Origin of the sequence: Myroides odoratimimus, assembly GCF_038039805.1 — a bacterium.
Taxonomy (GTDB): Bacteria; Bacteroidota; Bacteroidia; order Flavobacteriales; family Flavobacteriaceae; genus Flavobacterium; species Flavobacterium odoratimimum_B.
This window is the reverse complement of the sequence record NZ_JBBPHK010000002.1, coordinates 316,734-339,475: the sequence shown is the minus strand read 5'-3', so window position 1 is coordinate 339,475 and position 22,742 is coordinate 316,734. Positions and strand designations below refer to the sequence as shown.

Here is a 22,742-nt window from a genome sequence, read left to right as displayed (position 1 = left end):
TCTATTACAAACTTATACTGTCTCTAATATCTGATCTGCGTGATCTTTTGTTTTTACTTTAGTAATTACATCAGATATAATTCCCTCTTCATTAATTACAAACGTCATTCTATGAATACCGTCATACGTACGTCCCATAAATTTCTTAGGTCCCCATACTCCGAAAGCGTTTAACACTTCTTTCTCCTCATCTGCTAATAATGGAAAAGGCAAATTATTCTTCTCTATAAACTTCTGTTGTCTCGCTGCTGAATCCGCGCTAACACCTAGTAATTCAAAACCCTTTGCTTTTAATTCGGCATAGTTATCACGTAAGTTACACGCTTCCCATGTACATCCTGGAGTACTAGCTTTTGGGTAAAAGAATACCACTAATTTTTTTCCTTTATAATCACTTAACTGATGTGTATTTCCTGCTTGGTCTAAGGCTTTAAATTCTGGAGCCTTCTGTCCTACTTCTAATGTCTTCATCCTCTTTCTTTTTTAAATTCTAAGTAAAAATAGCAGATTTTATAAGAACTATCAAGGTTTATCTATAAAGTCTCTCTATTTAATAATTTGTTTAACCTATCTCAGAGCCTTACTCCTTTAATATTATTTTACCAAATTGATTAATAATCTTGTCCTCTACGATCATCTTCTGAATCACATGTTGGATCACTAAGTCCATCTGACTTCCTAATTTACTAAAGTCAAAAACCTTCCCTATTGCTTTGGTTAAGTCATCATGAGGAACACTAAAATTAGCCATTAATAACTCTATAACTGCTAGCTCTATCTCCTCTGGACAGATGTCTTCTATATTTCTCTTTTCTACAGAATTATCTCTATAATGAGTCAACCCTACTTTATATAAATTTGAATTCCAATAGAACTCTTGGTAAGAATTCACACTAGTACAGTTAGGTATAGTATTAACTAATTCTGTCAGATAAACTTGGAGTTTCGTACTAGTTCTAGAGATATTCCAAATACTCATCACTTTTTTAAATAGATAACTTTGACTAATAGGACCTTCTACTTCAATGATATCATACATTTGATTCTGTATCAGATTCTTATTAGCTTGAGTATAGATATCCTCTCCATCTTCAGAAACCACTTTAGTAACTACAGCTGCCTGATAAGGCTTTTGCTTAGATTCAACGTTTTTATCACTAACTTCTATTAAGTGTTTATGAATAAAATCACTTGGATTAATTCCTTTTTCTTCTCTCTTGACGTTATTATAAATGTCTTCTACCCTCTTCTTTAGATCTTCTAGAATCTGTTCTTTATTCTTAAACCAATCTAATGTCCATATACGATAAATATCCCATCCTAAGCCTTTTAATACGTTAGGAATTAACAGTTCTCGATCATTAGTAGTCTTTACATTATAGTAATTCACTCCGTCTATTAAAATCCCTAATACATATTCATTCGGATTATTCTTATCTACAACACCTATGTCTAGGCGATAACTTGACGTTCCAATATTCGTTTTGACATCAAACCCATTTTCGTTTAAATATTGTGCTATAGATTCTATTAGTCTATCATTCTTTCTAACATCTTCATTGTCCACTATATTTACATATCCCTTCTCTGCAAAATCTAAGAAACCTTTTAAGCCCTTAACCCCTTCAGAATTAGTACGCCTTAAGTCAATCTGATCACCTTTTATAGAAGAGAATATTTTCATCTCATATCTAGCTCTTGTTACAGCTACATTAAGACGTCTCCATCCTCCATCTCTATTTAAAGGACCGAAATTCATAGATACTTTACCTTCTTCATCAGGCCCATAACCTATAGAGAATAGTATGATATCTCGTTCATCTCCTTGTACATTCTCTAGATTCTTAATAAACAACTGTTCTGAAGCACCTAGCATCTTCTCCTCTACCATTGGATTACTAGCTAGCATCTTAGCTAACATATCCTCTATTAAGGTCTGTTGAGTCTGACTGAATGTAACTACTCCTAATGTTTTAGGATTGGCCTGTTCATAGTGTAATTCTATGTATTGAATGATCGCTTCAGCTTCTTTCTTATTCGTTCTAGATTTTCCTTTTTCATACACTCCATTGGCAATATACTCAAACGTAACTTTCTTATCCAAGTCATCTCTAGATGGGAAAGTTAGTAATTTGTTATCATAAAAATTAGCATTACTGAATGATATCAAACTCTCGTGCTTACTTCTATAATGTCTCAATAAATACTTAGATGGTAATGATAGCGCTAAACAATCATCTAGGATACTCTCTAGGTCTTCTAACTCTAAGTTATCCTCATCTATCTTATTAGCACTAAAGAAGCTGGTAGGTGGCATCTGCTTAGGGTCTCCTACGATAATAGCCTGCTTAGCTCTAGCTAAGGCACTAATAGCCTCTGCTGTAGGCAACTGAGAAGCTTCGTCAAAAATAACTAAATCAAAATGCTCTGTACTAACATTAAAATACTGTGCTACCGAAATAGGACTCATCAACATGCAGGGCTTTAGACGGGGCAACAGATTAGGCATCTGATCAAACAGCTTCCTAAGACTCATCCCTCTCCCTCTACTACGAATAGCGCGTTTAAGCATTCCCAATTCAGAACTTTGTATAAACTCTGTTGAAGATCTAGGTATACGTGTACTCAACTTTAGAATCAATTGGCTCTTATTTAGTTCAGTATACTCGTTATGAATATCTTGATATTGCTTAATTAAAGTTTCATAAATCTTTGCATCAAAGCCACTAAGCGCAAATGAACCACTAACTACCTTGACAAACAGATTAATATGTAATATCCTTTCTAAATCACCATCAAGGTTATTCTTATTTATTCTCCCTCGTTCAATAAGGTCAATAAACCAAGTCAGCCCAAGCTTTATTCCTTCCTCTTTATATACATTGTAATTAATCCAATCTCCAAGTTTGTCCAAGTTAGCTAAAATACCTTCTATTTCATCACTAGACGGTACTAGTGTAGAGAACGCTTGTACACTTTGATATTTTACTATAAACGTCTTTAAGAAAGTTGTAATCTCAGCGATTCCCCTTCTTGTATTTTGATTTCTATAAAAACCTAATAACCATCTATCTATTCCAGACAAACCATTCTGTTGAGCGAGTTTAGAAATACCACTTAAGTTCTCTATCTCTGTATAAATAGCGTCAATATCTAAACGGTTATTTGTATAATAAACAGAGTTCAGCCTATTAATATCCTTATAATTGGCGTTTTCACATTGCTGCTTAACTGTTTTAAAGTCTTCTACTAATCCGAATAGCTGATCAACTTCTACTTCAGACTTTACTTTCGTTTTTGCATATCCATTAAGGAAGGATTTGACTTTTCTTTGTTTAAACCATTTCGGTAAGAACCAAAGATGCTTAGCTTTATTCCATTCTTGCTCATAAATAGACAAATCAACATCCAATATCTTTTTATTGAAATGCTGACTAAGACTATCTTCTATGCGATCCTTTTTCTGTTGTAATTCAATCCACTTATGTAATAGAGAAAACTGATTAGCATCAAAATATAAATCTATTAATTCATAGGATAAATTACTTTTAGCTAATAACTCAAATAGGATCTGTAAGCCATTAACATCTATTTTTTTATCTGATAACAGCTTAAAGTTATACTCTGCACTGAGCTGTTCGTATTCTCTAGCGACATACTTATAATCCGATAGAACCTCCTTAACAGTAGTGTGAATATCGTACTTATGCTCTGTGATATTTAAAGAACGAAGAGGATGCTCAATAGGATTATCTATACGCTGACACAATGAAGCTATCTGAATACCCCAATCTTTCCACTTCAAATAAGTAGAATGAGATATTTCATTTATGTCTATATCTACCAGTAAATCATTGTCTAAAGTCACCTGATTTAATTCTAGATAAGCAATACTATCATAAAGTGTCCATCCAATATTAAAGCGTTGATGTAGTTGAGTTACATATTTTCTAATCTCTGCTTTACGTTCATCTATTCGATTAGAGGCCTCCTTATAATCATAATTACTTTGATAATTCGGAACGTCTAATGTAGCTTCAAATTGAGCTAATACATCTGATTTACGTGTTTTATTGGAATGTAACTCTAGACAGAATGGGCCTAACCCTATCTTTTCTAATCGATGATGTACTACATCTAGTGCTGCCTTCTTAGCAGCTACAAATAATACTTTCTTCCCGTTTGCTAATGCATCTGCAATAATATTAGTAATTGTCTGAGACTTACCTGTTCCTGGAGGACCGTGTAACACAAAACTATTATTGGCATGAGCATTTCTCACTGCTTCTAACTGAGAGTTATCAGTCGAAATAGGCAATGTCAATTCTGTCGCAGAAAGCTGTTCTAATTCTTCGTCATTACTACTCAGACTACCTAAAGGTTCTGTAAGAGCACCTGTAAGCAAACTCTTTACAATAGTACTCTTTTGTAATTCATCTGCATACTTCGAAATGTCTTGCCATAGAATCAGTTTATTAAATGAGAAAGTTCCTAAAATCACCTGATCCAATACATCCCATCCTTTCAGATCTAATATCGTCTTTCTAACTAAAGCTAATACCTTTGGTACATCTACACCTGCATCATCCATAGGTAGGTCTTCTAAAGCGGACATGTCTAACTTAAACTCTTGTCTTAAGTATTCTAACAGAGTTATATTAATCATTGTCTCCTCATCCCTACCTCTAAGTACAAACTTTGAGTTAATCGATCTTCTATTTAATTCTACAGGAACTAATAAAATAGGTGCATATCTAACTGTATCATCTGATTTTGACTCATACCATTTTAGTAATCCTAATCCTAGATACAGCGTACTCTTTCCATTCTCTTCTTCAGCTAACTTCGCATTTCGATGTAAATGAACCAGTACATTATCTAGATCATATTCATTGTAATAACTGTATAATCTATTATTTTTAAACTCTTCTTGTACTAACTCAAATAAGTGCTGAGATGGGTGTAATGGTAGAAAATAAAGGTTGTATCTACTTAATATTTCTTGTTCTTTACTCCCTTGTATTGTATAAGTTTTACCTTCTGCTAATAAATCTTCTAATGAACTAACATTGACATCTATAAGCTGTAGTATACTCTTGGTAAATCTAGTATTTAATAGATTATTACGAAGAGATAGATCAAGTAGCTTTCTCTCCCATATACGTTGTTTAGACAACTCTTGTCCCACACCTAATTCTAAGTCATTAAAGACATGTGTTTGTTCAAAAGTCTTATCTATACTATCTTTAATCTTACTTACTTCAAATTTAGCATCTATCTCAATCTCTCCATCTTTTTTACGATATATCGGTAATGGTAGTACATTATTAATACGAGATGTTTTAACATCAATAGACAGTAAGAAATCAGAACTTTGCAACAATTGCATCTCAGCAGACGCTATTGCTTCCTTCAGTGTATAGGTTCCCCCTTTACACATCATAGTAGATTCTATAACGATTAATTCACTAATGTTAGCTGCAGTACGTTTCGTAATAGCTGCTTGGTCATAATTAACCATACTGTCAAACCTATCCTCCACTAACCACACTCCAACAAAAATATGTCCTCGAGTAAGCACTAAGATAGGATGTAAATCTATAGCTTCTAGGCAAGCTGCAAACAGTAAGGTAATATCCATACAATTACCAAACTTGGTATCAATAACTTGATCTAATAATCGAATACGCTGTCCTGTCTGTTCATAACTAGGAGGCAATGCACTATACACTAAGTCCATACTCTGTATAGATCTATACATCGCAGACACCATCTGTAGTACGCGCTCACGATTACCAGATTGATACCCTTCAAAAGAAGGTTTAAGATTGTTACTCTCTAGAATACGAATCGCATTCGTCTTAATAGGATATATCACATCGTGATTAGAGAGTATATACGAAGTCAATAATTGAGGAAAAACACTAGTTCCTCCAAAATAATCTATAGGCAATACTTCTATTGTAAACGAAGTTTCTGTGATTACGCCTTCCTCAGATAATAGTGTTATCTGAATAGTATCTATATCTTTCTCTACTACATTTCGTATAAAATGTAAATTGTACTTAAAGTCAAATTTAGTAATAGTATAAGCACTATTATTTTCTAATCTATCTATATTGGTTATATTATCTTCAAAAAAGCCTAGTTGTGAAGAAATAACCAATCTAACACCTTCGTAACTTTCTTGTTGATTATCAATCAAGATACGCTGTATGAAATGATATTTTTGAATACAAAAAGTATAATTAAAATAATCGTACTTCTGTATTGAGAGTTTAATACTTTTATTTTGTTCCATAGCATCACAATTATGTTGTCCTAAATAAAGAATATCAATCTTATTTTTCACAACAACTGTCAATTTCGTTATCCATAAGAATTTTCTAAAGTAATATATTTTTACATACTAATTAACAAAATAAACAAAATATACTTTAATCACGAAAAATACAATAAACACCATCTTCAAATAGTGGTAATACTATATATACCAACAAAAAGACGACTAAGCCAAAAGCTTAAGTCGTCTTCTCATCAATTTATCACTATTATTAGTTAGTAAATAACAGTTCTCTATACTTCGTTAAAGTCCAAAGTTCATTATCTACCATTAATTCTAATTTATCACTGTGGTAACGGATAATATCAAAATAAGGTTTAACAGTATCACAGTATGCATGAGCTTGTTTTTCTACATCATCTATTAGATTAGCTTTTTTACGCTCATTCGTCATCTCAGTAACTTTAGCATTAATTTGCTCTATGTGATGAGATATCTTTTTAATCATTTGCAATTGTTCTGCTGCTATGGTACCAAAATCTTCAGCACCGAATATCTCTTTAAGACCTTTTACATTATCAATTACTAAGTTTTGATACTTGATAGCTGTTGGTATTACGTGATTTCTTGCGATATCTCCTAATACACGTCCTTCTATCTGAATACGTTTTACATACTCTTCTAACTCTATCTCATATCTAGCATGCATTTCTACACTTGTCATTACTCCCATCTCTTCAAACATAGTGATGACCTTAGGGTCTTTCTTAATTCTCAAAGCTGAAGGTGTAGTTTTGTTATTACTCAATCCACGTTTTTCTGCTTCTTTTTCCCACTCGTCACCGTATCCATCTCCTTCAAAGAGGATTCTTTCACTTTGTTTAATATATTCTCTTAATACATTAAAGATAGCTTCATCTCTTTTCAGACCATCTTTTTCAATCAACGTATCTACTTCATTCTTAAAGTCTCTAAGTTGCTTAGCCACTATTGTATTTAGGACAGTCATTGGACCAGCACAGTTAGCCGTAGATCCTACTGCTCTGAATTCCCATTTATTTCCTGTAAAAGCAAATGGAGAAGTTCTATTTCTATCGGTATTATCTAATAATACATCTGGTATTTTTCCAACTACATTTAACTTAAGGTCTGTTTTTTCTTCAGGAGATAATTTACCATCTGTCACTTCTTTTAACTCCTCTAGTACTTTAGTCAATTGCTGACCAATAAATACAGACATAATCGCTGGAGGTGCTTCATTAGCTCCAAGACGGTGATCGTTACTCGCTGAAGCAATAGCAGATCTCAATAGTTCTTCATTATCATTTACAGCTTTGATTGTATTGATAAAGAATGTTAAGAATTGTAAGTTACTCTTTGGGGTCTTACTAGGACTTAACAAGTTCACACCTGTATCTGTAGCCAATGACCAGTTATTATGCTTACCTGAACCATTAACTCCTTTAAATGGTTTCTCATGGAATAATACTTTAAAATGGTGTTTCTCAGCTACTTTCTTCATCACATCCATTAATAATGAGTTGTGATCTACTGCTAAGTTAGCCTCTTCAAATATAGGTGCTAATTCGAATTGGTTAGGTGCTACCTCATTATGTCTAGTCTTAACTGGAATACCTAGTAGAATACAGTGATTCTCTAAATCATGCATGTAGTTTAATACTCTAGTTGGAATAGATCCAAAATAGTGGTCATCTAATTGTTGTCCTTTAGCAGCTGTATGTCCTAATAATGTTCTACCTGTAGTAAGTATATCAGGTCTAGATGCAGCTAATGCACTATCTACTAGGAAATACTCTTGTTCCCACCCTAATGTTACTGTAACTTTCTTTACGTTTTTATCAAATAACTTTGCTACCTCAGTTGCAGCATCGTCTATAGCATTAATTGCTTTTAACAATGGAGTTTTATTATCTAAAGCCTCACCTGTATAAGAGATAAATACAGTAGGAATACATAATGTAGAACCAAAGATAAATGCTGGAGACGTAGGGTCCCAAGCAGTATACCCTCTTGCTTCGAATGTATTTCTAATACCTCCATTAGGGAAACTTGAAGCATCCGACTCTTGTTGTACTAATTGGCTACCATTAAATTTTTCAACAGGATCGCCATCAAAAGACGTTTCAAAGAAAGCATCATGTTTCTCTGCTGTAGTTCCTGTTAATGGTTGAAACCAATGTGTATAGTGACTCACTCCTTTTGACAATGCCCACTCTTTCATTCCCAAAGCAATGTACTCAGCTAATCTACGATCTATTTTAATTCCTAGCTGTGCATTCTTAACTGCCTGATAAGCTTCAGGGGTTAAAAATTGTCGCATAGACTTGTCATTAAATACGTGATCACCAAAGATCAATGATTTTCTACCCAGTTCTTCTACCTTTACAGCTTCTCTAGATGCTGCTTTTTCAATTGCTCGAAAACGAAATGTTGACATAATTAATAGTTTTTGAAGGGACACCCCCTGTTTTATGACTACAAATTTAAATAAAAGTAGTTAAAAACAACATACACCCCCTGTATTTTTGTAATTTTTTTTAAAAAGAGCATTCAAGAGTACTAACACCCCCTGTCTTTTACCTATAGAAACAAAAAAAGGTAGAAACTTAGTGCCTCTACCTTTCAATGAATATACGATATCTTGTAATTTAATACTTCTTAACTACTTTTACATCTTGTAAATTATACTTTTGTACAAGTTCGTCATAAGATATTGGAGTCTTTACTCCTTCTTCAGTTGCATTTCTTACTCCTTTAACAGGCGTACTTCCTTCTATATATACTATTCTAAAGATCATATCTCTTATAAAGCCTTCATTTTTATCTCCATCTCCATTAAAAAAGCCTAGAGGAGCATTAGCCCTTGCTACAATTTCAGTATCATATGGAGAGTAATTATAACTATATTCTAGTTCTTTTTCTACTTTATCTACATCCACAAAGTATCTTGTAGGTAAAGGCGAAAAAAGTGGTTTACCATCGTCACTAAATTTATCTGCTATAAAGACGAATACCAAGTCACCATCTATAAATCCATTTGGATGCGGAATGATTTGTCCTTGAACAAAACTATTCAAATCTTTAGTAAAACTTAATTTATATTCTTCAACATATGGATACATTGTTGGCCCTGGAGGTCCTTGTGGTCCAGTAGATCCTTCACACCCTACTAATAGTGAAGTCGCTACAAAAGCAAATAACATTGCAATTTTTTTCATAATCTCTTTTATTTATTACTTGCAAAATATGGATTTTTTACTACACCTTACAAACTTTATCAAATAATTATACTTATTTATCGTGTAGTCTCTTACGAACTTCTTCTTGAATTCTCTCATATTGCTCTAAAAGCTCTTGGTCTACCTTTCCTGAATATTTTTTTATTCTTCTTAAAAAGAAACCAAACAATAAGCTATACACTCCTAATAATATGAATGAGAATGCTGTCCAGTATACTATGGTAAATGCACCAAACTCAAGATTCCATAACATACAGAATGAAAATACTAACCCAAGTAGAGCAAAAACAAATAGACTTGTCCATGATCTTACTCCGTAATTCTTAAGATCAAAAGCTGTCCCCATTCCTCTAATCGATCTAAACATTAATCCAAAACCAACATAAATCGGTAGAACTACTGCTGATAACGTAGGTGTTCCTATTAAAATTACCCCTAATACCACATCAATAATCCCTGAGAAAAGTAACCATCCCCAACCATCTAGTTGATCGTGATTAGAAAAAGCAAAGATAATTTCTGAAATACCAGCTATCAAAAACATACAACTAAAAATGACAGTCAATGATGCATATGCTGTAATAGGAGTACTAAACATATATATACCTCCTATTATAAATAATACCCCAATGATTACTGGTATATACCAATTCTTAATTCGATCTTTTACAGTTTTTACAAACGAGTTAGCCATATCTATTTATTTAAAGTTTACATCTAATTTATACATTTTTAACGGCATTCAAAAATTTAAAAGCTTAACTTTGATTTAAATCGTTTAATGATTTAACTAAATCCTATATATAAAGTATACTTCTATGATAAAAAGAATTTGTCTTTTCTTTCTTTGTACAAGTTCTATTGGTTTTGCACAAAACTTAAAGCCAATAGCTGATAAGCAAGAAATATACAACAGTTTACAACTAGCGACAGATATACACAAAGCTTTTCCTACAGATTCTCTCCAAAATCTTACAGGATACAAAAATACTTACAGATCTCCAGAAATGGGATTGACCAATATGTGGGCGCTATATCACAATGAAAAAACAAATACTATAGAAATCGTTATTAGAGGTTCTGTAAACAAAGGATCAAGTTGGTTAGCCAATTATTATGCTGCCATGATTCCTTCTTCTGGAGAAATACAATTAGAAAACAATAAAAAAGTTAGTTACAAACTTTCACAAGATGAACGTGCTAGTGTACATGCAGGTTGGACTATTGCTTCTTTATATCTAATGGAAGATATAAAACCTAAATTAGATAGTTTAGTTCAAAAAAAACACAAGGACTTTATCATTTCTGGACATAGTCAAGGTGCTGCAATAGCTTATCTAATTACAGCAAATCTGATGAATCAACAATTAGAGGGAAAACTACCTAAAGATTTACAATTTAAGACCTATGCAATAGCTCCTCCTAAACCAGGAAATCTATATTTCAGTTATCAGTATGAAAAACTAGCTAAAAACTGGAGTTATTCTATTATCAATACGCAAGATTGGGTCCCAGAACTTCCCCCTACTACTCAAACGTTCAAGGACTTTAATGAAATTAGCCCATTAGCAGACCACGAAGTAAAAAAAGCATTAAAAAAAGTTACTTGGCCTAAGAGAATGGTTGCTAATAGCATCTTTAATGGGATAAAAAAACCAACAGAGAAAAGTGTCAAAAAATACAACAAGTATTTAGGTTCATTTGTATTTAACCTAATTCACAAACAGTTGCCTGAATTAGTAGAACCTCAATACGTACTCAATAGTAACTATGCAAGATGTAGCAATCCTATAATATTAGATGGTCTTAAAGATAAAGAGTATCAAATCAAATTTCATAAACCTGAGAACATCATGTCTCATCACTTACCACCAGCATATTTATACTTATTAGATAAAGAATAAAAAAAGAGACTCTTTGTAAAGAGTCTCTTTTTGAAATAAAACAATCTTTCAATTGTTATAGTTATAGTTTGGTTAGGGTTCTAAATTAAGACTTACGTTAGAAAGGGATAGCCTTTCACCTATTTTGTAAGCGCATTACAATATACATAAGATTTTTATTAGCACAAATACTCTGTTCATTAAAACGAATTATTTTTTTATTTTGTTAATTCTGAACACTAAATACAGATAGTCTAAAAATACATTAAAAAAACATCTATTTTTTAACCACTAATTAACTATTTATTAAGATATAAGAACAGATTATACTAAATATAAAACCTGCTATAAATTCGATATTTTAAAAAAACTGATGAGTAGTCTAGAATATTGAAAATATAGAATAGACAAGATGAGAAATAAAAAGGCCTATGCATATTATGCATAGGCCTTTTTATTATCTTATTTTAGAATAGAACTATCCTAAAACTTCTTTTACTTTTTTACCAATCTCAGCAGGAGAATCAACAACATGGATTCCACATTCGCTCATGATACGTTTTTTAGCAGCAGCTGTATCATCAGCTCCACCTACGATAGCACCAGCGTGTCCCATAGTTCTTCCTTTAGGAGCAGTCTCTCCAGCGATGAATCCAATAACTGGTTTTTTATTACCATTTTCTTTAATCCAACGTGCAGCATCAGCTTCTAATTGACCACCAATCTCACCAATCATAATGATTGCTTCAGTTTCTGGATCAGCCATTAATAATTGAACAGCTTCTTTTGTAGTTGTTCCAATGATTGGATCTCCACCAATTCCGATAGCTGTTGTAATACCTAAACCTTGCTTTACAACTTGATCAGCAGCTTCATAAGTTAAAGTTCCTGATTTAGAAACGATTCCTACTGTACCTTTTTTGAAAACAAAACCTGGCATGATACCAACTTTAGCTTCACCTGGAGTAATAACACCTGGACAGTTAGGTCCTACTAATCTACAATCTCTACCTTTGATGTAGTCGTAAGCTTTGATCATTTCAGCTACTGGAATACCTTCTGTAATACAGATAATAACTTTGATACCTGCATCAGCAGCTTCCATTATAGCGTCAGCAGCAAATGCTGGTGGTACGAAAATAATAGATGTATCAGCACCTGCTTTTTCTACAGCTTCTGAAACTGTGTTGAATACTGGACGGTCTAAGTGAGTTGTTCCCCCTTTTCCTGGAGTTACACCACCTACTACATTTGTTCCGTACTCAATCATTTGTGAAGCGTGGAATGTACCTTCACTTCCAGTAAACCCCTGAACGATTATTTTTGAATCTTTATTTACTAAAACACTCATGATCTTGTTTTTATTTATTTAAACTTACTTACACAAAAATAAACAATTCTACTTAGTATTAAAATTTTTTACTCCCTTATAAGTAAGATTAATTGATTAATTAATAACATTCTTTGTTTTCAATCTCAAAAAACCTGATTTATGTCAGACTCTACGGTCAAATACTATAAATGCTTAGTTTTCTCTACCAATTCTGGTATTCTCTTAATGCTTGCTAATTGCTTTAATTTGTCTCTTGACTCCTCTGCTGGATAACCAAAGTAAACTTTGCCTCCTGCTAGCGATTTTGAAACTCCAGATTGAGCTAAAACAACAGCTTTAGTTCCAATTGTGATACCACTTGTAGTACCTACTTGTCCCCAAAGTGTTACTTCATCTTCTATCACCACACAACCTGCTATACCACATTGAGCTGCAATTAAAGAACGTACTCCTACTACAGTATCATGTCCGATATGAACTTGATTATCTATTTTAGCACCTTCTTTAATAGTAGTATCTCCTGTGACACCTCTATCTATAGTACATGCAGCACCGATGCCTACGTTATCTTCGATAACTACTCTACCACAAGACACTAATGGATCAAAGCCCTCTGGTCTCTTTTTATAGTAGAATGCATCAGCACCTAATATAGCTCCAGCATGTATAACTACATTATCCCCGATAATAGTTCCATCATACAAAACTACATTAGGATGAATAACACAATTTTTACCAATCACTACATTATGACCAATGAATACATTTGGCTGAATGATTGTTCCTTCCCCTATAATAGCATCTTTAGCTTGAACTTCAGTTGCAGGTTTAAATGGGTTAAAGAACTTTGATAACTTATTAAAATCTCTAAAAGGATCATCAGAGATCAATAGAGCTTTGCCCTCAGGACATTCTACATCTTTATTGATCAAGATAATCGTTGCATTAGAGTTTAATGCCTTATCATAATATTTTGGATGATCCACAAAAACGATTTCACCTTCTTGTACAACGTGAATTTCATTCATTCCATAAACTGGAAAATGAGAATCTCCTACAAACTTACATCCAATAATCTCCGCTATAGTCTGTAAATCTTGAACTTTTGCAAAACGCATCTCTCTTCTTCTAAAAGTGATTACTCCTTGATACGCTCCATATAAGCGCTATTCGATGTATCAATCTTGATTTTATCACCTTCATTGATGAATAAAGGTACATTGATAGTAGCACCTGTTTCAACAGTAGCAGGTTTTGTAGCATTAGTAGCTGTATTTCCTTTTACTCCTGGCTCAGCATAAGTAACTTCTAAAATTACAGATGCAGGCATATCTACTGCTAATGGTAATTCAGTATCTGAATTAATTTGAACCATTACAGTTTCTCCTTCTTTCAATAATTCTGGAGCATCTAATACATCTTTTAATAACGTAATTTGCTCATAAGTTTCCACATTCATAAAGTGGAACTGATCTCCCTCTGGATATAAATATTGGAATTTATGCGTCTCTACTCTTACTGTATCGATTTTGTGACCAGCAGAAAAAGTATTCTCTAATACTCTTCCATTAGTAACGCTTCTCATTTTTGTTCTAACAAATGCAGGCCCTTTTCCAGGTTTAACGTGTAAAAACTCAACAATTTTATAAATATCATTGTTGTATTGGATACATAAACCATTTCTAATATCAGCTGTTGTTGCCATTCTTTTTTGTATTTAGTATTACTAATATATTCCTGAATATCCTCTCATAATTCCTCTTGAAGAATTACGGATAAACATTAAAACTTCATCTCTTTCTGGAGTTGCTTCCATATCTGCTTCTATAATCTCAAGTGCTTGACTTGTATTATAGTTCTTTTGATATAAAATACGATAGATCTCTTGAATCTCTCTTATCTTTTCTGGCTCATATCCTCTTCTTCTCAATCCTACTGAGTTAATACCAGCATAAGAGATTGGTTCACGAGCTGCCTTAATATAAGGAGGAACGTCTTTACGCACTAATGTACCTCCAGTCACAAATGAATGTGATCCGATAGTACAGAATTGATGTACAGCAACTAATCCTGCTAAAACTACATAGTCCCCTATGGTAACATGTCCTGCTAGTGTACTTGAGTTAGAAAAAATACAGTTATTACCAACGATACAATCGTGTGCAATATGACTATACGCTTGAATCAAACAGTTATCTCCGATAATTGTTTTATATCTATCTTTTGTTCCTCTATTGATTGTTACACACTCTCTGATGGTAGTATTATTACCTATCTCTACAGTAGTAACTTCTCCTTCGAATTTTAAATCTTGTGGTTCTGCTGAAATAACTGCTCCAGGAAAAATCTTACAATTCTTTCCGATGCGAGCTCCTTCCATAATAGTAACATTTGATCCTATCCATGTTCCTTCCCCTATTTCAACATTATTGTGAATGGTTGTAAAAGGTTCTATAACAACATTTCTAGCTATTTTAGCTCCAGGATGTACATATGCTAAAGGCTGATTCATATTCTTAGTTATTTGTTATTTTTGAAATCTGAGCCATTAATTCAGCCTCAGCTACTAATTTTCCGTTTGCATATGCATACCCTTGCATATGACATATTCCTCTTCTTATTGGCGTAATAAGTTCTAATTTAAATACCAAAGTATCACCTGGGTGTACCTTATTTTTAAACTTAACATTATCCATTTTCATAAAATAAGTAAGATAGTTCTCTGGATCTGGTACAGTACTCAAGATCAAGATCCCTCCTGACTGAGCCATTGCTTCACAAATAAGTACTCCTGGCATAACTGGTGCACCAGGGAAGTGTCCTACGAAGAATGGTTCATTCATGGTTACATTCTTAAGTCCCACAACATGCTTATCAGACATTTCTAAAATCTTATCTACTAATAAGAATGGTGGTCTATGAGGCAATAAAGCCATAATCTTATTCACATCCATAAGTGGCTCTGCATGTAAGTCATAAGATGGAACCTGATTGCGCTTTTCATTGCGAATAATCTTAGACATTTTTTTAGCAAAATTAGTATTTACCGAATGTCCTGGTTTATTAGCAATCACTTTACCTCTAATTCTAGTCCCTATTAAAGCTAAATCTCCGATTACATCAAGTAATTTGTGACGAGCAGCTTCATTTGGGTAATGTAAAGTTAAGTTATCTAAAACTCCATTTGGTTTAACAGCTATTTCGTCTTTACCAAATGCTTTTTTTAGATGTTCCATTGTTTCTGGAGATATATCTTTATCTACATACACAATAGCGTTATTTAAATCCCCTCCTTTAATCAGTCCATTCGCTAGCAATGCTTCTAGCTCATGTAAGAAACTAAAAGTACGCGCTTCTGAAATCTCTTCTTTAAAGTCAGACATTGATTTCAATGTAGCATTCTGCGTACCCAATACTTTAGTACCAAAATCAACCATAGCAGTCACTTGGTAACTATCAGAAGGCATTACAATTATCTCACTTCCTGTTTGTTCATCTACAAAAGAAATAACTTCTTTTACGATGTATTCCTCACGTTCAGCTTCTTGTTCTACGATACCTGCTTTTTCAACTGCTTCAACAAAGTACTTAGAAGACCCATCCATAATTGGCGGTTCTGATGCATTTAGCTCAATGATAACATTATCTAAATCACATCCTACAAAAGCCGCTAATACATGCTCTGTTGTCTGTATTTTAACTCCCTTTTTTTCAAGGTTTGTACCACGTTGTGTATTCACAACATAATTAGCATCCGCTTCTATAATTGGATGTCCCTCTAAATCCATACGTACAAAAGTAAACCCATTATTAATAGGTGCTGGCTTTAAAGTCATTGTTACCAATTGACCTGTATGTAATCCAACCCCACTAAGAGTTACCTCATTCTGGATGGTTTTTTGTTTAACCATAATTAAATTTCTTTAAGTATTTTGAAAAGGCTATTCGTTTATTTTCTTTTTCATTGATTCGATATCACTAACTATCTTTGAGAAGTTCTTAAAGTAGCTATATGATTTCAAGAATTCATTATGTGCCAATGCAGGACTACCTTGCACAGCCGCACCGTTCTCTAAATTTTTAGTTACACCTGATTGAGCCTGAATGCGTACATTATCACCTATTGTTAAATGTCCTACTATTCCTACTTGTCCTCCGATCATACAGTTCTTCCCTATTTTTGTAGATCCTGCCACTCCTGTTTGAGAAGCGATTACAGTATTTTCACCTATCTCTACATTATGTGCTATCTGAATTTGATTATCCAGCTTTACTCCTTTGCGAATAACAGTAGACCCTAGTGTAGCTCTATCAATTGTTGAGGCAGCACCTATCTCTACATTATCTTCAATGATAACATTACCAATCTGTGGAACTTTATTAAATGTCCCATCTGGATTAGGTGCAAAACCAAATCCATCAGAACCTATAATTACTCCTGCATGAAAAGTACAATTAGCTCCTATTACAGTCTCTGAATAGACACGAACTCCTGCAAATAAAACTGTATTCTCTCCAATACGAACATTGTCTCCTACAAATGTATTCGGATATATCTTTACGTTATTACCTATCTTTACATTCTTGCCAATATAAGCAAAGCTTCCTAGATACAAATCATCACCATACTCCACTCCCTCTGAAATAACTGATGGTTGCTCTATTCCTGATTTCATTAATTTCACTTGATTGTAGTACTCTAATAACTTAGAGAATGCCTTATACGCATCATCTACTTTAATTAAAGTTGCCTTGATAGGGTGCTCTGGTTCGAACGTTTTGTTAACGATAACCACAGAGGCATTTGTTGTATATATATGGTGTACGTATTTAGGATTTGCTAAAAAAGAAATAGACCCTTCTGTTCCTTCTTCTATCTTAGCCAATGTACTTACTTCGATTGTAGGGTTTCCTACAATCTCTCCTTCTAATACTGACGCTATTTGTTCTGCTACTATTTTCATCGGGGCAAAAATATAAAATATAATTGAAATTTAACTTTCAAAAACGTTTTTTGGATAACAAACAAAATACTTTGTCACCACTTTCGTCAATGATTTTAAGTTTAGCTCATCAGATACAGACAAGACATCTTTTGTCGTGCCATCTTTTTTTAGTATCATAATAGGCTCTTTATCTTTACTATACGCTTGATTCTCCATTTTACCTTTAAACACGAAGTATTTAGAAGCTTCATTAGAAATAGAATATTTCTTGGATACTTTATCTAGCATATTATTTAACTTTAATTTTGTTTCCTCTTTATCTGAAACAAATTCAATACGCAATAGCTCTCGATTAATAATCATTTTACTCAATTCTGACAAAATAAAGTCATTGTGAAATTGCCATGACTTAAGCGCTCCTAAGATATCTGAATCATCTAATAGAGCAAAGTTTTCTAATCCTACTTGATCGAAATCCCCTTCGTCTATTTGATTCTTTAAAAAGAATTGCAAAGACTCACTACACCACAGCTCCACTCCTTTATGAGTCAATTCTTTTGCGCGTTTTAACACACGTACTAATATTAGTTCTGCACATACACTTGTCTTGTGTAAATAAGCTTGCCAATACATTAGCCTACGTGCGATCAAGAACATCTCTACAGAGTAAATCCCCTTCTTTTCTACAACTAATTCATCATTCACGACATTCAGCATCTGAATTAATCGCTCTGAATTAATATTACCTTCAGCTACACCACTATAGAAGCTATCTCTTTTTAGGTAGTCCATACGATCCATATCCAATTGACCTGAAATCAATTGTAACATAAACTTGCGGTGATATTCACCTTTGAATATTTTAATAGCTAAATCTAGCTTTCCTCCAAACTCTCTATTCAAGCGATTCATAAATAAGATCGAAATCTCTTCATGATGCACTCCTTCTACGATGCTTTCTTCCATTGCATGCGAGAAAGGACCATGTCCTATGTCGTGAAGCAAAATCGCAACATATAGAGCATTCTCTTCTTCTTCTGAGATATCTACATTCTTAAAACGCAAAACTTGTACTGCCTTTTGCATTAAATGCATACAACCTAAGGCATGATGAAAACGAGTATGATGAGCACCAGGATATACTAAATAAGAAACGCCCATTTGAGAAATTCTTCTCAAGCGTTGAAAATAAGGATGTTCTATTAAGTCGTATACCAAAGAGTTTGGTATAGAAATGAATCCATATATAGGATCATTTAGAATCTTAAGTTTATTAATGTTAGCCAATTAAAGTCATTTTTATAAACATATACAAATATAGCATATATATTAAAAAAACCGCACCCCTTTTAGAAAGAAAGATGCGGTTAATCTTAATATTTCTGTAATTTTATAACTCTTAAGCTTCTAAGTCTATTTGAAACGAATTTAGGAATACAATTGACTTCTCTATATCATAATGTAAAATACGATCTACATCAACAAAAGAAACCTCTTCTCTATAGACTTTTAAGAATGATTCAATAAACTCACTTGATTTAGCTGGTCGTCTGAATTCTAAAGCTTGTGCTGCATTCATCAATTCGATAGCTAAGATGCGCTCTAAATTATCTACTATACGCAACGTTTTAGTGGCCCCATTAGCCCCCATACTCACGTGATCTTCTTGTCCATTACTAGACACAATACTATCTACACTTGCAGGAGTTGCTAATTGTTTGTTCTGACTCACAATACTCGCAGCAGTGTACTGAGGAATCATAAACCCTGAATTTAAACCTGGATTAGAAACCAAGAAAGCTGGCAAACCTCTAAGTCCTGAAATCAACTGATAAGTACGACGTTCTGATATACTTCCCAATTCTGCTAGAGCGATCCCTAAGAAGTCTAATGCCAGAGCCAAAGGTTGCCCGTGAAAGTTACCTCCAGAAACGATGATATCGTCTTTATAGAATACATTAGGGTTATCTGTCACCGAGTTAATTTCAGTTTTAAATACGCGATTTACATAATCTATTGCATCTTTTGACGCTCCGTGTACCTGTGGAATACATCTAAATGAATAAGGATCTTGTACATGCTCTTTTGGGCGGCTAATTAATTCAGACCCTTCTAAAATTTCATTAAAAAACTGTGCTGTTTCTATCTGTCCTTTATGCGGTCTTACATAGTGAATTAATTCGTTAAAAGGCTCTATCCTTCCATCAAATCCTTCTAAAGAAATAGCTCCGATTACATCAGCTAAATAAGATAATTTCTTTGCTTTTAATAAGATATAACATCCATAAGCACTCATAAACTGAGTTCCGTTTAGCAAAGCTAATCCTTCTTTAGATTTTAGTTTAATTGGTTCCCATCCGTGATTAGCTAATACTTTATTCGCAGGTTGTCTAAACCCGTCACAGAACACTTCTCCCTCTCCGATCAAAGGCAAAGTTAAGTGAGCTAATGGAGATAAGTCACCAGATGCCCCTAAAGAACCTTGATTATAGACTACAGGAAGGATATCGTTATTAAAGAAGTCCATTAATCTCTCCACAGTCTCTAACTGAACCCCTGAGTTACCATAACTAAGAGATTTTACTTTTAGTAATAGCATTATTTTAACAATCTCTTCAGGAACTATTTCTCCTGTTCCACACGCATGAGACATCATTAAGTTCTCTTGCAGTTGAGATAAGTTATCATTGTCTATTTTAACGTTACACAATGAACCAAACCCTGTATTAATCCCATAAATAGGATCTGCTTGTTTAGCCATTTTATCGTCTAAATACATACGACAATTAACAATATTTGCTCTTGCTTCTTCAGAGAGTTGTATTTTTTGACCTTGAGTTAAAATCTCGTTTAACTTCTCGATTGTAAATACATCTGAAGTAATATAATGTACTAATTCCATATTTGTATATTGGTGGTATATAAAATTTATCTTGTAAACACTAAATTGTTACCTTTAGAGTCCGCTTCACTCCATCCATACCCATCTACATTAAACTTCTTAAGACCATCTATATCATTTACGTTATTATCTATGATATAACGCACCATCATCCCCCTTGCTTTTTTAGCATAGAAGCTAATTGTCTTTAGCTTGCCATCTCTTAGTTCTTTAAAATCAGGAGTAACTATAGTCCCTTTAATCGCCTTTTTATCTATGGCACTAAAATACTCATTACTAGCCAAGTTAATTAATAACTCATCTTGTTTCATTTCTTTGTTTAATGCATCCGCTAAAATTGGTTTCCAAAACTCATATAGATTTGCATTTGTTCCTACAGCCATTTTGGTTCCCATTTCTAAGCGATATGGTTCTATTTCGTCTAAAGGTTTTAACAAGCCATAAAGACCTGATAAAATTCTCAATTTATCTTGTAATACATCTATTTTTTCTGCTGTTAAGCTATATGCGTCTAACCCTGCATATACATCTCCATTAAAGGCAAATACAGCTTGTCTAAAATCATTTTCTCTTCCTGCTTTTTTCACAAAAGCTCTCTCTTGATTTCTCTTCCAATTTAGTTCTGCCAGATTATTAGAAATCTTCATCAATAACTCTAAATCTAGAGGAGTTTTAGATTGTAGCACTTCATTGATCACTTTTGATTCTTTGATAAACGAAGCTTTTGTAGCTTTTTCTACAGGCACTGCTGTTGTGTAATCTAAACTCTTAGCAGGTGATATTAAAATTTTCATATTCTCTTTTTTTTAGCATCCCAAATATAGGATAACTATTTAGATTTTCATATTTCGCCTTCTTGTGTTTTTAGGTTTTATCCTTGTTTTAACACTTTTTAAAACAGACTTTCTTCCTAAAGAGTTCTCTATAACTCCCACCTACCTCATTACTAAAGAGATAATATCTAAAATAAAATCTATAAAAATGAAACCATACTCAGAATGTACTTTCTAAAATACTCTGAACGTATTAGGATTTATTAATTGCCCTTGTATATACTTCTAAGCCCATCCAATATTTATCCCTATATATAGTATAGTCTATATCAAATCGATCTGTAAATAAACTGATTGTTTTAAAGACATCTATAGATGCCTTTTTATAATCTTTTGTTGCAAAGAATAAGGTACGTTCTCCTGCTCCAGTCTCTCTTGCTACACTATTAAGATTGCCTGATTCTAAAATCACATCTTCTATGTCATCCATACTATTTAAGTCCTCTTTACTCGGCAATCCATCTTCACGACCTTTATATTTTATAGATACCTTAACCACCCAAGGATAGGACATTTTTTGATCCCAGTTTAAGAAACTCGTATTAACGACCACAATTAAAGGCTCATGATCAGTATTACTTTCTAATATAGAATAAGTATCCTCCTCATTATTGCGAATTACACTATCATATTTTTCTACAAACTCTGTTTCCCTATAACTTAAATAATCACTTAACTTAGACACCGGAATCACCTCTCCTTCAACCCCTTCTTCTCCACTCACTTCTAAGTAATCAATCATCGTCATTGTCTTAATCTCACCTAGATAGTTGTCTAAGAATATGTAGAGAGCATTTCCTATTTCTTCTTCATTCTCAGGTGTACATTCTTTCACTATAAAACGCAGGTGGATATAATCTGGATATACATCGTCATGAATAGGTATAAACGAAACAGTCTCTTCATCTAATAAAAAACCATTCATATTGAGCCCTATTCCTTTTACACTTGGTTTACAGCTGATAAATCTCCATCTCTTATGCTCAGGGGCTGCCTGAACAAATTCATCCACAAAGGGCAATGACTTTAACCTACCATCAGGAGTAATTATTAATTCTCCTATTCCATCTTTACCCATACCAGTTAGCATATTAAAATCTGTATTAATAGCCTTTAACCTAGGACTGACAATATCTATAAAATCCTCCACTACTCGTTCATGATTTTCTATTGTCTTATAGAATTTTGATTCATTAGCAATAAACCAATCCCAAAACTGTTGATACTGCTCCTCTAATTCAACAGTATTAGCTTCTTTAACACCCTTTCCAAATAATTTATCGAAAAAACCCATAACCTCTC

At 33.4% G+C, this 22,742-nt stretch carries 16 protein-coding genes; 1 reads left to right on the top strand and 15 read right to left on the bottom strand.

Annotation, left to right across the window (positions count from 1 at the left end; genetic code table 11):
* Positions 1-12: 12 nt before the first annotated feature.
* The 5 genes from bcp to AABL85_RS03330 all read right to left on the bottom strand — a co-directional run bounded on the left by bcp (position 13) and on the right by AABL85_RS03330 (position 10,237).
* On the bottom strand, positions 13-471 hold the full coding sequence (gene bcp / locus AABL85_RS03350; protein WP_341309212.1) for a thioredoxin-dependent thiol peroxidase: 459 nt from the start codon (positions 469-471) through the stop codon (positions 13-15).
* A 109-nt stretch (positions 472-580) separates the two neighbouring features.
* Positions 581-6,352, bottom strand: coding sequence for a DUF3320 domain-containing protein (locus tag AABL85_RS03345; RefSeq protein ID WP_341309211.1), 5,772 nt, complete (start codon positions 6,350-6,352; stop codon positions 581-583).
* A gap of 202 nt (positions 6,353-6,554) precedes the next feature.
* On the bottom strand, positions 6,555-8,741 hold the full coding sequence (locus AABL85_RS03340) for a glutamine synthetase III (protein WP_341309210.1): 2,187 nt from the start codon (positions 8,739-8,741) through the stop codon (positions 6,555-6,557).
* Positions 8,742-8,952: 211 nt separating this feature from the next.
* Positions 8,953-9,522: a hypothetical protein gene (locus tag AABL85_RS03335; protein ID WP_341309209.1), complete on the bottom strand. Its 570-nt coding sequence runs from the start codon at positions 9,520-9,522 to the stop codon at positions 8,953-8,955.
* A gap of 73 nt (positions 9,523-9,595) precedes the next feature.
* Entirely contained in the window at positions 9,596-10,237 is a 642-nt protein-coding gene (locus tag AABL85_RS03330; protein WP_341309208.1) for an HdeD family acid-resistance protein, read from the bottom strand.
* A gap of 124 nt (positions 10,238-10,361) precedes the next feature.
* Here AABL85_RS03330 and AABL85_RS03325 point away from each other — a divergent pair, with 124 nt between their 5' ends.
* Entirely contained in the window at positions 10,362-11,447 is a 1,086-nt protein-coding gene (locus AABL85_RS03325; RefSeq protein ID WP_341309207.1) for a lipase family protein, read from the top strand.
* Between the two features lie 457 nt (positions 11,448-11,904).
* Here AABL85_RS03325 and sucD read toward each other — a convergent pair whose 3' ends face one another.
* The 10 genes from sucD to AABL85_RS03275 form a co-directional block, all read right to left on the bottom strand.
* On the bottom strand, positions 11,905-12,777 hold the full coding sequence (gene sucD, locus AABL85_RS03320) for a succinate--CoA ligase subunit alpha (protein WP_006258918.1): 873 nt from the start codon (positions 12,775-12,777) through the stop codon (positions 11,905-11,907).
* A 164-nt stretch (positions 12,778-12,941) separates the two neighbouring features.
* Positions 12,942-13,877, bottom strand: a complete 936-nt coding sequence (locus AABL85_RS03315) for a UDP-3-O-(3-hydroxymyristoyl)glucosamine N-acyltransferase (RefSeq protein ID WP_341309206.1) — start codon at positions 13,875-13,877, stop codon at positions 12,942-12,944.
* A gap of 20 nt (positions 13,878-13,897) precedes the next feature.
* Positions 13,898-14,464 (bottom strand): elongation factor P, encoded by a 567-nt coding sequence (gene efp / locus AABL85_RS03310; RefSeq protein ID WP_341309205.1) that lies wholly within the window; start codon positions 14,462-14,464, stop codon positions 13,898-13,900.
* A 21-nt stretch (positions 14,465-14,485) separates the two neighbouring features.
* Positions 14,486-15,271: an acyl-ACP--UDP-N-acetylglucosamine O-acyltransferase gene (gene lpxA / locus AABL85_RS03305; RefSeq protein ID WP_341309204.1), complete on the bottom strand. Its 786-nt coding sequence runs from the start codon at positions 15,269-15,271 to the stop codon at positions 14,486-14,488.
* Positions 15,272-15,275: 4 nt separating this feature from the next.
* A complete protein-coding gene (locus AABL85_RS03300; RefSeq protein ID WP_341309203.1) occupies positions 15,276-16,670 on the bottom strand; it encodes a bifunctional UDP-3-O-[3-hydroxymyristoyl] N-acetylglucosamine deacetylase/3-hydroxyacyl-ACP dehydratase in 1,395 nt (464 codons plus the stop codon).
* Positions 16,671-16,700: 30 nt separating this feature from the next.
* Entirely contained in the window at positions 16,701-17,723 is a 1,023-nt protein-coding gene (lpxD, locus tag AABL85_RS03295) for a UDP-3-O-(3-hydroxymyristoyl)glucosamine N-acyltransferase (RefSeq protein WP_341309202.1), read from the bottom strand.
* A 30-nt stretch (positions 17,724-17,753) separates the two neighbouring features.
* The gene (locus AABL85_RS03290; RefSeq protein ID WP_341309201.1) at positions 17,754-18,992 is read right to left on the bottom strand and encodes an HD domain-containing protein; all 1,239 of its coding nucleotides are present in this window, start codon (positions 18,990-18,992) and stop codon (positions 17,754-17,756) included.
* Positions 18,993-19,104: 112 nt separating this feature from the next.
* On the bottom strand, positions 19,105-20,607 hold the full coding sequence (hutH, locus tag AABL85_RS03285; RefSeq protein ID WP_341309200.1) for a histidine ammonia-lyase: 1,503 nt from the start codon (positions 20,605-20,607) through the stop codon (positions 19,105-19,107).
* A gap of 26 nt (positions 20,608-20,633) precedes the next feature.
* Positions 20,634-21,401: a peroxide stress protein YaaA gene (gene yaaA / locus AABL85_RS03280; protein WP_341309199.1), complete on the bottom strand. Its 768-nt coding sequence runs from the start codon at positions 21,399-21,401 to the stop codon at positions 20,634-20,636.
* A 232-nt stretch (positions 21,402-21,633) separates the two neighbouring features.
* Positions 21,634-22,734 (bottom strand): DUF695 domain-containing protein, encoded by a 1,101-nt coding sequence (locus tag AABL85_RS03275; protein WP_341309198.1) that lies wholly within the window; start codon positions 22,732-22,734, stop codon positions 21,634-21,636.
* Positions 22,735-22,742: the final 8 nt, after the last annotated feature.